This window comes from Haemophilus parainfluenzae, from assembly GCF_003252725.1.
Classification (GTDB): Bacteria; Pseudomonadota; Gammaproteobacteria; order Enterobacterales; family Pasteurellaceae; genus Haemophilus_D; species Haemophilus_D parainfluenzae_L.
The window spans coordinates 186,499-198,770 of the sequence record NZ_QEPO01000001.1; the positions used below are offsets into that span (position 1 = coordinate 186,499).

A 12,272-nucleotide genomic window follows, 5' to 3' on the forward strand; every position below is an offset into this window, starting at 1 on the left:
AAACTCCCTAAAAATCCAGTAAAATCACTGTGTTTTATCTTTATTTATTAAAAAGGACAGATGAATGATTAATGAAATCAAACAAGATGCTGAAGCTCGCATGGAAAAAAGCCTCGAAGCGTTGCGTGGGCATATTGCAAAAATCCGTACAGGCCGTGCACAACCAAGCTTATTAGATGCGATCCAAGTGGAATACTATGGCGCAGCGACCCCACTTCGTCAATTAGCTAACGTTGTTGCAGAAGATGCGCGTACTTTAGCGGTAACAGTATTTGACCGTGCTTTAATCAGTGCAGTAGAAAAAGCAATTTTAACGTCTGATTTAGGTTTAAACCCATCTTCAGCAGGTACAACAATTCGTGTGCCTCTTCCTCCATTAACTGAAGAACGTCGTCGTGATTTAATCAAAATCGTAAAAAGCGAAGGTGAACAAGGTAAAGTGGCGATTCGTAACGTTCGCCGTGATGCAAATGATAAAATCAAGGCATTATTAAAAGACAAAGAAATCAGCGAAAACGATCAACACAAAGCAGAAGAAATCATTCAAAAAGTCACTGATAGTTATATCAAAAAAGTGGATGAGATCTTAGCAGATAAAGAAAAAGAATTAATGGATTTCTAATTGTCGAGCCATGTTTTGGGGCAGACCAAGTGTCTGCCCTTGTTCTATTCTGATAAAAAAATAAAAGCACAAAGTGCGGTCGAAATTTTATGCAAAAACAAAATCTTGTTATTTTAGGATCAACCGGTTCTATTGGTCATAGCACCCTTTCTGTTATCGAACATAATCCTGACAAATACCATGCCTTTGCGTTAGTGGGGGACAAAAATGTTGAGACGATGTTTGAACAATGCGTGAAATTTCAACCGCACTTTGCTGCATTAGATGACGAAAATGCAGCAAAGGTATTGCGAGAAAAATTAGCTTCACACCACATTAAAACGGAAGTCTTAGCTGGACAGAAAGCCATTTGTGAGCTGTCAGCACATCCAGATGCCGATCAAGTTATGGCAGCCATTGTTGGGGCAGCTGGATTACTACCGACTCTTTCGGCGGTAAAAGCGAGTAAGAAAGTTTTACTTGCAAATAAAGAATCATTAGTGACTTGTGGTCAGATCTTTATTGATGCAGTGAAACAGTCAAAAGCAAAATTATTGCCTGTCGATAGCGAACATAACGCGATTTTTCAATCCTTACCGCCTGAAGCACAAGAAAAGGTTGGATTCTGTCCCTTAAAAGAATTGGGCGTCAGTAAAATTGTCTTAACAGGTTCTGGTGGGCCTTTCCGTTATACGCCATTAAACGAGTTTGAATCTATTACGCCAGAACAAGCTGTTGCTCATCCAAACTGGTCAATGGGCAAAAAAATCTCTGTGGATTCTGCCACGATGATGAATAAAGGTTTAGAGTATATTGAGGCGCGCTGGCTCTTCAATGCATCGGCTGATGAAATGGAAGTGATTATTCATCCTCAATCTATTATTCATTCGATGGTGCGTTATGTCGATGGCTCGGTCATTGCTCAAATGGGCAATCCGGATATGAGAACGCCCATTGCGGAAACCATGGCTTATCCAAATCGTACCGTAAGTGGTGTGGAACCATTAGACTTCTTTAAAATCAAAGAATTGACATTTATTGAGCCTGATTTTAATCGTTATCCAAATTTAAAATTAGCGATCGATGCGTTTGCAGAAGGGCAGTATGCGACAACTGCAATGAATGCGGCAAACGAAATTGCCGTACAAGCCTTTTTAGATGGCTATATTAAATTTATGGATATTGCAAAAATTAACCAAGCATCGGTTGAGCACATGCCATCTTCTGCCATTTCAAGCATTGATGATGTATTAGCCGTAGATAAGCAAGCCCGTGAATTAGCCGATTCGCTGATTAAAAAGTTGATGTAGAATACGCAAAAGTGCGGTCATAAAATCCGAATATTTTAGAATGAAAGAACTTGATAACAATAATATCCCCGAACATGTTGCCATTATTATGGATGGCAATGGGCGTTGGGCGAAACAACAAAATAAGTTGCGTATTTTTGGCCATACAAATGGTGTGGCGGCAGTGCGTCGTGCGGTGAGTTATGCACGACAAACTGGCGTTAAATTTTTGACGTTATATGCATTTAGCAGCGAAAACTGGAATCGTCCCGAGCAAGAAGTAAGCGCATTAATGACGCTTTTTATGCAGGCACTTGATCGAGAAGTTAAAAAATTACACAAAAACAATATTCGTCTAAAGATTATCGGTGATGTTTCTCGTTTTAGTGAGAAATTGCAAGAGAAGATCGCAAAAGCAGAAAATTTAACAGAAAATAATACCGCACTGACTTTAAATATTGCGGCGAATTACGGTGGTTGTTGGGATATTGTTCAAGCGACTCAACAACTCGCTGAAAAAGTAAAAAATAATGAGATTTTGGTGAGTGATATTAATGAATCACTTTTCCAGCAACATTTAGTTACACAAGATGAACCGCCTGTCGATTTACTAATTCGCACAAGCGGTGAGCAACGCATTAGTAATTTCTTGCTTTGGCAAATTGCATATGCGGAATTGTGTTTTTTAGATGTGCTTTGGCCAGATTTTAGTGAAAAAGATTTTAATCAGGCAATTGCCTGCTATCAACAACGTCATCGCCGTTTTGGCGGGACAGAATAAGCGGAGAACTTATGCTTAAAGAACGTGTATTATCAGCCATTGTGTTGATTGCTTTGGTATTATGTGCCTTGTTCTTATTTACCCCATTTTATTTTGCCCTAGCCTTAGGCTTTGTGGCGACGCTTGGTATTTGGGAGTGGGCTCAATTTGCTCGTTTTAAAAATCCTTTAGCACGCCTTTGTATTGCGGCGTTTTTAGGCGCATTTATTTTCCTTTGGCTTTATAACGAAGGGAATTATTTAGATGCGGGGCGAGTGTTTGAAAACTACTTACCGCTTTTATTGCTAAACTCTGTCGGTTGGTGGGTACTTGCATTGGTGTTAGTGGTGACTTATCCAAGCTCAGCGAAGTTTTGGGGTAAAAATATTCCTTTGCAACTTCTATTTGCGTTTTCTACGTTGATTCCCTTTGTTGCCGCTGTCTTACGTTTACGTTTAGATAATTATACTGCTGATCCTCATCATGGTTTATTCTTATTGCTCTATGTATTTGTATTAGTATGGGCTGCTGACTCAGGTGCATATTTTGCCGGACGAGCCTTTGGTAAGCACAAACTTGCGCCGAAAGTATCACCAGGAAAAACATGGCAAGGCGTATTTGGGGGCATGATCACTGCAGCGGTATTGGCGTTTGTATTTATTCATTTTTCAGGTGAAACTTTATTAGGTAGCCGTGCAATGGGCGGTTTTGTTGTGCTTTCTGTGGCAACTGTGGCTATTTCTGTATTAGGTGATTTAGCCGAAAGTATGTTTAAACGTGAATCAGGCATTAAAGACAGTAGTCAATTAATTCCAGGTCATGGCGGTATTTTAGATCGTATTGATAGCTTAACAGCCGCAGTACCATTCTTCACATACTTCTATTTCTTTGTATTATAGGATAGAACATGTCGTTTTTGTGGTCGCTAGGCTCATTTATTGTTGCAATTGCCGTGCTGGTTGCCGTACACGAATACGGCCATTTTTGGGCGGCAAGAAAGTGTGGTATTAAAGTTCATCGTTTTTCGATTGGCTTTGGTAAAGTGATTTGGCGACGCACAGATAAATTAGGCACCGAATTTGCTATTTCAGCCATTCCGCTTGGTGGTTATGTCAAAATGCTTGATGGACGAAATGAAGACGTTCCAGCAGAATTAAAATCGCAGGCATTTGAAAGCAAATCGGTAGCTCAACGTGCTTTTGTGATTGCTGCAGGTCCCCTTGCTAATTTTATTTTTGCGATTTTGGCATATTGGGTGATTTATTCTGTTGGGATTCCGAGTGTTAAACCGGTCATTGAAAATGTCACGCCAAATTCTCCCGCTGCGATGGCTCAAATTGAACCGAATAGCCAGATTTTAGCAATTGATGGAAAGAATGCACCCGATTGGGAAACCATTAATTTATTGCTCACTGATAAGTTAGGTTCTGATTCGGTTGAACTCACATTAACACCTTTTGGTGAAGAGCAACCTTATCAACGAACCATTAATCTGCAAAATTGGACATTTGAACCAGATAAAGAAACATCATTTGAAACACTAGGGATCAATCCCGTTTCAAGTAAAGTGGAGATGACATTATCAAAAGTAGTGGAAAACTCACCAGCAGAAAAAGCAGGCTTGTTAATTGGCGATAAAATTTTAGCAGAAAATTCGACCGCACTTGATTGGAAAGCTTTTGTTGCACTGGTGCAACAAGGTCAACCTTTTACAATCAAGGTCGAACGTAGTCAAGAAATTTTTGACAAAATCTTGCAACCGGAGAAGAATCAAGATGGTAAATGGTTTGTTGGGTTAAGTCCGACGTTCTTAAAAGTTGGCGAACAGTATCGAACTGAATTAAAATATGGTATTCTTGATGCCCTACAAAAAGGTGTGGAAAAGACAGGCCAAATTTCGTGGTTTATTGTGAAGGCAATCGGGAAATTGTTTAGTGGAGAGCTTTCATTTTCCAGTTTGGCTGGGCCAATTTCAATTGCCCAAGGTGCAGGCGCATCTTCTAACGCTGGCGTGATTTATTTCTTAAGTTTTCTCGCGTTAATCAGTGTTAATTTAGGCATAATGAATTTATTTCCGTTGCCAGTTTTAGATGGTGGACATCTCGTATTTTTGGCGGCGGAAGCTATCAAAGGAAAACCTGTTTCAGAACGGGTACAAAATTTAAGTTATCGTATAGGGCTCACAATCTTGTTAATTCAAACAATTTTTGTGCTTTTTAATGATTTCTTACGTTTATAACTATTGTTTTTTATAGGATAAAGTCGATGAAAAAACTTCTAATCGCAAGTTTATTATTCGGTACTACAACGAGTGTATTTGCGGCACCATTTGTAGCAAAAGACATTCGTGTTGACGGTGCTCAAGGAGACTTAGAACAGCAAATTCTAGCAAGCCTTCCTGTTCGTAGTGGTCAGCGTGTAACGGATAAAGATGTAGCCAATATTGTACGTTCATTATTCGTAAGTGGACAGTTTGATGATGTTAAAGCTTTCCAAGATGGCGACGCATTAGTTGTGAGCGTTATTGCGAAACCAATCATTTCTGAAGTGAATATTAAAGGTAACTCAGTTATTCCAACAGAAGCATTAAAACAAAACCTTGATGCAAATGGTTTCAAAAGTGGTGATGTCTTAAATCGTGCGAAATTAGAAGAGTTTGCGAAAACCTTAAGAGAACATTATAAGAGTATAGGTCGTTATAATGCGAAAGTTGATCCGATTGTGACAACTTTACCAAATAACCGCGCAGAAATTACACTTCAAATTGATGAAGATGATACGGCAAAACTTCGTTCTGTTACTTTTAATGGAAATGAAGCGATTTCTAGCAGTAAGTTACAAGAACAAATGGAGCTTCAACCAGATTCTTGGTGGAAACTTTGGGGTAATAAGTTTGATGGTTCTCAGTTTGACAAAGATATTCAAGCTATCCAAGACTACTACCAAAATAATGGTTATGCCAAAGCCAGAGTGACAAAAACAGATGTTCAGTTAAATGAAGAGCATACAAAAGCAGATGTCACTATTGATGTAAGTGAAGGTGAAAAATACAATTTAAGTTCTGCTCGTATCGTCGGTAACTTAGGTGGTATGGCTGATGAATTACAACCATTATTAGGTGAACTTCACTTAAATGATACATTCAGTCGTGCGGATGTGCAAAATGTTGAAAGCTTAATTAAAGATAAATTAGGTGAACGTGGTTACGGTAGTGCAACAGTGAATACTGTACCAACTTTTGATGACGCGAATAAAACATTAGCATTAACCTTTGTGGTTGATGCGGGACGTCGTTTATCTGTTCGTCAAGTTCGCTTTGAAGGTAATACGGTTTCTGCAGATAGTACATTACGTCAAGAAATGCGTCAGCAAGAAGGGACTTGGTATAACTCACAATTAGTTGAGTTAGGTAAAGTACGTTTAGATAGAACGGGTTTCTTTGAGAGTGTAGAAAATCGTGTTGAACCAATTCAAGGTTCTAATGATGAAGTCGATGTCGTATATAAAGTAAGAGAACGTAATACTGGTAGTATTAACTTTGGTATCGGTTATGGTACAGAGAGTGGTATCAGCTATCAAGCAAGTGTGAAACAAGATAACTTCTTGGGAACGGGTGCAGCAGTAAGTTTAGCAGGTACCCGTAATGACTACGGTACAAGTGTAAACTTGGGTTATACAGAACCATACTTTACTAAAGATGGGGTAAGTTTAGGTGGAAACGTATTCTATGAAACTTACGATAACTCGAAAAGTGATACTTCATCAACCTATAAACGTACAACTTACGGTGGTAATGTCACATTGGGATTCCCTGTTAATGAGAACAACTCATATTATGTGGGATTAGGTTATACTTATAATAAAATCAGTAACTTCGCGTATGAATACAACCGTGATTTATACATGAAGTCAATGAATTTGACTGGAAACTCAATCAAAACTAATGATTTTGATTTCTCATTTGGTTGGAACTACAACAGTCTAAACCGTGGCTATTTCCCAACTAAAGGGGTAAAAGCAAGTTTAGGTGGTCGTGTCACCATTCCAGGATCTGATAATAAGTATTATAAATTAAGCGCTGAGCTTCAAGGTTTCTACCCATTAGATCGTGATCATCGTTGGGTATTATCTGGAAAAGCAACCGCTTCTTATGCAAATGGCTTAGGTGGTAAACGTGTACCGTTCTATCAACTTTATACGGCTGGTGGTATCGGTTCATTACGTGGCTTTGCTTACGGTGCGGTAGGTCCTAATGCGATTTATCAAGACAAATATGGCCAATGGTATCAAAGTACTGATGTCGTTGGTGGTAACGCGATGGCTACAGCAAGTGTCGAACTTATTGTTCCAACCCCATTTGTTGGAGATAAAAGCCAAAATAGCGTAAGAACCTCACTTTTCGTTGATGCAGCGAGCGTTTGGAATACAAAATGGAAATCAGATAAAGAAGGCTTAAAATCATCTCCGATTTATGCAACATTACCTGATTACAGTAAAGCAGGCCGAGTCCGTGCTTCAACTGGTGTTGCTTTCCAATGGCAATCACCAATTGGACCATTGGTATTCTCTTATGCGAAACCAATCAAAAAATATGAAAATGATGATGTAGAACAATTCCAATTCAGTATTGGTGGTTCTTTCTAATAAATTGAACTTTTACGTTCTATTTAAGTCAAAATCTTCGTTCTGTGTCAGTGAGTTAGCTGGCACAGGAATATTTACTAAACTAATTTAAGGAAATTCAAATATGAAAAACGTAGTAAAAGTTACCGCACTTTCTTTAGGTCTTGCACTTGCATCAGGTTTTGCTGCTGCAGATGAAAATATCGCATTCATCAACGCGGGTTACTTATTCCAAAACCACCCAGATCGTCAAGCTGTAGCAGATAAGTTAGATGCAGAATTCAAACCAATGGCGGATAAACTTGCTGCAAGTAAGAAAGAAATTGATGACAAAATCGTAGCATCTCGTAAAAAAGTAGAAGCAAAAGTTGCAGCTTTACAAAAAGATGCACCTCGTTTACGTCAAGCTGAAATTCAAAAACGCCAAGAAGAAATCACTAAATTTGGTTCAGATGAAGAAGCTGCATTAAATAAATTAATGCAAGAGCAAGATAAAAAAGTAGCAGAGTTCCAAGAGTTAAACGAAAAACGTCAAACTGAAGAGCGTGGTAAATTATTAGAAAGCATTCAAGTTGCAACTAATAACTTAGCAAAAGCAAAAGGTTATACTTATGTTTTAGATGCTAACTCTGTCGTATTTGCAGTAGATGGTAAAGATATTACTGAAGAAGTATTAAAATCTATTCCGGCAACTGAAAAAGCAGCTCCAGCAAAAACTGAAGAGAAAAAATAATAGGTTCTCATAATGCAAAAATCCTATTCTTTACAGGAATTAGCAGCAAAAGTCGGCGGTACCCTTCGCGGTAACGCCGACGTTGTCGTTAATAATATTGCCGCATTGTCAAAAGCAGAACCTAACCAGCTTACCTTCATTTCTAATGCAAAATTCCGTCCTTTATTAGCCGAATCTAAAGCAGGTATTCTTGTCGTGTCAGAAGCAGATGTGGAATTTTGCTCCCCTGAAAGTAACTTACTTATCGTTAAAGATCCTTATGTTGCTTATGCCGTATTAGCTCAATATATGGATACCACTCCGAAAGCTGCTCAAAATATCCACCCAAGTGCGGTTATTTCTGAAAAAGCTTCAATTGGTGAAAATGTATCAATTGGTGCAAATGCCGTTATTGAAGAAGGTGTTGTATTAGGCGATAACGTGATTATTGGCGCGGGTTGTTTTGTGGGTAAATTCACAAAAATTGGTGCAGGTACACAGCTTTGGGCAAACGTAAGCGTTTATCATGAAGTAGAAATTGGACAAAATTGCTTAATTCAATCAGGAGCAGTCATCGGTAGTGATGGTTTTGGTTATGCAAATGATCGTGGTCGCTGGGTGAAAATTCCACAAGTTGGTCAAGTGATCATTGGTAATAATGTCGAAATTGGTGCTTGCACTTGTATTGACCGTGGCGCCTTAGATGCGACAGTCATTGAAGATAACGTCATTATTGATAACCTTTGTCAAATTGCGCATAACGTTCATATCGGCACAGGTACAGCAGTAGCTGGCGGTGTCATTATGGCGGGTAGCCTAAAAGTGGGGCGTTATTGTTTAATTGGCGGAGCAAGTGTGATTAATGGTCACATGGAAATCTGCGATAAGGTAACAGTGACTGGTATGGGGATGGTAATGCGTCCAATTACTGAACCAGGCGTTTACTCATCGGGTATCCCATTACAAACTAATAAAGAGTGGCGAAAAACAGCCGCACTTACCTTGGGGATTGATGGTATGAATAAACGACTGAAAGCCCTTGAGAAAAAACTTGGCTAAGATTTTTAAAACGTACCCTAGGGTGCGTTTTATTTTTATACAGAAATATCGTATAATTCCAGTGTTTTATTATTATTTATTTTAAAGGTATTAGACGTGTCAGAGAATCAAGTAAGTAAAGTAATTGAAGCAAAAGAAATTATGACCTTATTGCCACATCGTTATCCATTTTTATTAGTGGATCGTGTGTTAGACTATAAAGAGGGTGAATGGTTAAAAGCAATTAAAAATATCAGCGTAAACGAACCTTGTTTTACCGGTCATTTCCCTGGGGAGCCAATTTTACCGGGTGTGTTAATTCTTGAAGCTTTGGCACAATCAATGGGGATCCTTGCATTTAAAACCCATGAACTAAAAGGTGGAGAATTATTCTATTTCGCAGGTATTGATGAAGCGCGTTTCAAACGCCCGGTATTACCTGGAGATCAAATGGAATTGAACGTTCAAGTGATTAAAGAACGTCGTGGTATTACAGCATTCACGGGTATTGCAACCGTAAACGGTGAAGTAGCTTGTGAAGCCAAATTAATGTGTGCTCGTCGATAATTAAATAAAATTAAGGGGTAAGTATGATCCACCCAAGTGCAAAAATTCACCCGACCGCGCTTGTCTCTGATGGCGCAGTTATTGGCGAAGATGTTGTTATCGGTCCTTTCTGTATTATTGAAGGGAGCGTTGAGATTAAAGCACGTACTGTTTTAAATTCTCACATTGTCGTGAAAGGCGATACCGTGATTGGTGAAGATAACCAGATTTATCAATTTGCCAGCATTGGTGAAGTAAACCAAGATTTAAAATATAAGGGCGAAGCAACAAAAACCATTATTGGTAATGGAAACCGTATTCGTGAGCATGTGACGATTCATCGCGGCACTATCCAAGGTGGTGGTGTAACACGTATTGGTAATAACAATTTACTCATGGTAAACGTACATGTTGCCCATGACTGCCAAATCAAAAATAACTGTATCTTAGCAAATAACGCAACACTTGCTGGTCATGTTGAATTAGATGATTTCGTAATTGTTGGTGGTATGTCTGCGATTCACCAATTTGTGATCGTAGGGGCACACGTTATGCTAGGCGGTGGTTCTATGGTTAGCCAAGATGTGCCGCCTTATGTGATGGCTCAAGGTAACCATGCACAACCTTTCGGTGTTAACCTTGAAGGATTAAAACGTCGTGGTTTTGATAAACCAACCATGCACGCGATTCGTAACGTCTATAAAATGATTTACCGCAGTGGTAAAACCCTTGAAGAAGTGTTGCCTGAAATTGAACAAATTGCGCAAACAGAATCTGCAATTAGTTTCTTTGTGGAATTCTTCAAACGTTCTACTCGTGGCATTATTCGTTAATTAACGTTTCTTTTCTCGTTAAGAGAAAATGATGAATAACAAAGAGACCGCACTATGATTTGTTCAAAGTGCGGTCGTTTTTTAAGGTAAATTTAATGATAAAAGAAAATCCGACTATTGCGATTATTGCCGGTGAAGTCTCTGGTGATATTCTTGGTGCAGGCCTCATTCAAGCGCTTAAACGCCACTATCCGCAAGCTAAGTTTGTCGGGATTGGCGGTGAGAGAATGATTGCTCAAGGTTTTGAAAGCTTTTTTGATATGGAAGAGCTCTCTGTTATGGGGTTAGTAGAAGTTCTCAAGCATTTGCCTCGATTGCTAAAAATTCGTCGCAGTGTCATCGAACAACTTTCTGATATTAAACCGGATGTATTTATCGGTATTGATGCACCAGATTTTAATCTTACCGTTGAACTGAAATTAAAAGAAAAAGGGATTAAAACCATTCATTACGTGAGCCCATCTGTATGGGCTTGGCGTCAAAATCGTATTTATAAAATTGCTAAAGCAACCCATCAAGTATTAGCTTTTCTTCCTTTTGAAAAAGCCTTTTATGATCGTTTCAATGTGCCTTGCCGTTTTATTGGTCATACTATGGCAGATGCGATTCCATTAAAACCAAATAGAACGGAAGCTTGCCAGAACTTAGGTATTGATGAAAAAGGACGTTATCTTGCTATTTTAGTGGGGAGTCGTGGTAGCGAAGTTGGATTCCTCTCAGAACCATTTTTAAAAACCGCATTATTATTAAAAGAAAAATATCCAGACTTGCAGTTTTTAGTCCCTTTAGTGAATGAAAAACGTCGCCAGCAATTTGAGGAAATAAAGGCGCAGATTGCACCTGATCTCGATATGCATTTAATTGATGGTAAAGCACGCCAAGTGATGATTGCTGCCGAAGCCACTTTACTTGCTTCAGGTACGGCTGCACTTGAAGCGATGTTGTGTAAATCGCCAATGGTGGTAGGCTATCGAATGAAACCTTTCACCTATTTCTTGGCAAAACGATTAGTCAAAACAAAATATATTTCATTGCCTAATTTATTGGCAGATGAAATGCTTGTACCTGAAATGATTCAAGAAGACTGCGAACCGCAAAAATTAGCAGAACAACTTTCTCAGTATTTGGGCGATGACGAAAGTGCGGTCAAATCTCGCAGTGTTTTAATTCAAAGTTTTACTGAATTACACAAATTAATTCAATGTGATGCGGATAGTCAAGCTGCACAAGCTGTAATTGATTTATTGGAGCAAAAGCATGACTGATTTTGTGTATCCTGAAGGTTATCAATTATTTGCAGGAGTGGATGAAGTTGGCCGAGGCCCTTTAGTGGGGGCAGTTGTCACAGCCGCAGTGATCTTAGATCCGAATAAGCCGATTGCAGGTTTAGCAGATTCTAAAAAACTCACTGAGAAAAAACGGCTTGCACTCGCAGCAGAAATTAAAGAGAAAGCCTTAGCTTGGGCAGTGGGACGAGCAGAGCCAGCCGAGATTGATGAATTGAATATTCTTCATGCCTCTATGTTAGCCATGGAGCGAGCAGTAAAAGCCTTAAAAATTCAACCGCACTTTGTGTTGGTAGATGGCAATCGTATTCCGTCTAATCTTGGTTTGCCTGCGCAAGCGGTAGTGAAAGGAGATTCACTTGTGGCTGAAATTAGTGCAGCCTCTATTTTGGCAAAAGTCGCACGCGATCAGGAAATGGAAGCGTTAGATAAAAAGTATCCAGAATATGCTTTTGCTCAACATAAAGGGTATCCGACCAAATTACACTTAGAAAAATTAGCGGAACTGGGTCCTCTACCAGAGTATCGTCGAAGTTTTTCGCCTGTGAAGAAAGCATTAGGCATGGAAGACTAGTTAGCTTGAA

At 39.1% G+C, this 12,272-nt stretch carries 12 protein-coding genes; all 12 read left to right on the forward strand.

Annotated features, from left to right (window positions below; translation table 11 throughout):
• Positions 1-64: 64 nt before the first annotated feature.
• Positions 65-622 (forward strand): ribosome recycling factor, encoded by a 558-nt coding sequence (gene frr, locus DPV85_RS00935; protein ID WP_111326472.1) that lies wholly within the window; start codon positions 65-67, stop codon positions 620-622.
• Positions 623-711: 89 nt separating this feature from the next.
• The gene (ispC, locus tag DPV85_RS00940) at positions 712-1,911 is read left to right on the forward strand and encodes a 1-deoxy-D-xylulose-5-phosphate reductoisomerase (RefSeq protein ID WP_111326474.1); all 1,200 of its coding nucleotides are present in this window, start codon (positions 712-714) and stop codon (positions 1,909-1,911) included.
• Positions 1,912-1,951: 40 nt separating this feature from the next.
• Positions 1,952-2,671 (forward strand): polyprenyl diphosphate synthase, encoded by a 720-nt coding sequence (gene uppS, locus DPV85_RS00945; RefSeq protein ID WP_111326476.1) that lies wholly within the window; start codon positions 1,952-1,954, stop codon positions 2,669-2,671.
• A gap of 11 nt (positions 2,672-2,682) precedes the next feature.
• Positions 2,683-3,549, forward strand: a complete 867-nt coding sequence (locus DPV85_RS00950; RefSeq protein ID WP_111326478.1) for a phosphatidate cytidylyltransferase — start codon at positions 2,683-2,685, stop codon at positions 3,547-3,549.
• Between the two features lie 8 nt (positions 3,550-3,557).
• Entirely contained in the window at positions 3,558-4,889 is a 1,332-nt protein-coding gene (rseP, locus tag DPV85_RS00955; protein WP_111326480.1) for a sigma E protease regulator RseP, read from the forward strand.
• 26 nt (positions 4,890-4,915) lie between these two features.
• A complete protein-coding gene (gene bamA / locus DPV85_RS00960) occupies positions 4,916-7,294 on the forward strand; it encodes an outer membrane protein assembly factor BamA (protein ID WP_070868706.1) in 2,379 nt (792 codons plus the stop codon).
• A 103-nt stretch (positions 7,295-7,397) separates the two neighbouring features.
• Positions 7,398-8,006, forward strand: coding sequence for an OmpH/Skp family outer membrane protein (locus tag DPV85_RS00965; protein WP_049373177.1), 609 nt, complete (start codon positions 7,398-7,400; stop codon positions 8,004-8,006).
• Positions 8,007-8,018: 12 nt separating this feature from the next.
• On the forward strand, positions 8,019-9,044 hold the full coding sequence (gene lpxD, locus DPV85_RS00970) for a UDP-3-O-(3-hydroxymyristoyl)glucosamine N-acyltransferase (RefSeq protein ID WP_070583022.1): 1,026 nt from the start codon (positions 8,019-8,021) through the stop codon (positions 9,042-9,044).
• Between the two features lie 96 nt (positions 9,045-9,140).
• On the forward strand, positions 9,141-9,590 hold the full coding sequence (gene fabZ, locus DPV85_RS00975) for a 3-hydroxyacyl-ACP dehydratase FabZ (RefSeq protein ID WP_014064844.1): 450 nt from the start codon (positions 9,141-9,143) through the stop codon (positions 9,588-9,590).
• Between the two features lie 23 nt (positions 9,591-9,613).
• Positions 9,614-10,402, forward strand: coding sequence for an acyl-ACP--UDP-N-acetylglucosamine O-acyltransferase (gene lpxA, locus DPV85_RS00980; RefSeq protein WP_111326482.1), 789 nt, complete (start codon positions 9,614-9,616; stop codon positions 10,400-10,402).
• A 95-nt stretch (positions 10,403-10,497) separates the two neighbouring features.
• The gene (gene lpxB, locus DPV85_RS00985) at positions 10,498-11,667 is read left to right on the forward strand and encodes a lipid-A-disaccharide synthase (protein WP_111326484.1); all 1,170 of its coding nucleotides are present in this window, start codon (positions 10,498-10,500) and stop codon (positions 11,665-11,667) included.
• The gene (rnhB, locus tag DPV85_RS00990) at positions 11,660-12,262 is read left to right on the forward strand and encodes a ribonuclease HII (RefSeq protein ID WP_111326486.1); all 603 of its coding nucleotides are present in this window, start codon (positions 11,660-11,662) and stop codon (positions 12,260-12,262) included. The genes lpxB and rnhB overlap by 8 nt, the downstream gene beginning before the upstream one ends.
• Positions 12,263-12,272: the final 10 nt, after the last annotated feature.

Excerpts from the sequence above, each read along its gene's own strand:
- frr (WP_111326472.1), top strand. The coding sequence starts at position 65 with ATGATTAATGAAATCAAACAAGATGCTGAAGCTCGCATGGAAAAAAGC.
- ispC (WP_111326474.1), top strand. The coding sequence starts at position 712 with ATGCAAAAACAAAATCTTGTTATTTTAGGATCAACCGGTTCTATTGGT.
- uppS (WP_111326476.1), top strand. The coding sequence starts at position 1,952 with ATGAAAGAACTTGATAACAATAATATCCCCGAACATGTTGCCATTATT.
- DPV85_RS00950 (WP_111326478.1), top strand. The coding sequence starts at position 2,683 with ATGCTTAAAGAACGTGTATTATCAGCCATTGTGTTGATTGCTTTGGTA.
- rseP (WP_111326480.1), top strand. The coding sequence starts at position 3,558 with ATGTCGTTTTTGTGGTCGCTAGGCTCATTTATTGTTGCAATTGCCGTG.
- bamA (WP_070868706.1), top strand. The coding sequence starts at position 4,916 with ATGAAAAAACTTCTAATCGCAAGTTTATTATTCGGTACTACAACGAGT.
- DPV85_RS00965 (WP_049373177.1), top strand. The coding sequence starts at position 7,398 with ATGAAAAACGTAGTAAAAGTTACCGCACTTTCTTTAGGTCTTGCACTT.
- lpxD (WP_070583022.1), top strand. The coding sequence starts at position 8,019 with ATGCAAAAATCCTATTCTTTACAGGAATTAGCAGCAAAAGTCGGCGGT.
- lpxA (WP_111326482.1), top strand. The coding sequence starts at position 9,614 with ATGATCCACCCAAGTGCAAAAATTCACCCGACCGCGCTTGTCTCTGAT.
- lpxB (WP_111326484.1), top strand. The coding sequence starts at position 10,498 with ATGATAAAAGAAAATCCGACTATTGCGATTATTGCCGGTGAAGTCTCT.
- rnhB (WP_111326486.1), top strand. The coding sequence starts at position 11,660 with ATGACTGATTTTGTGTATCCTGAAGGTTATCAATTATTTGCAGGAGTG.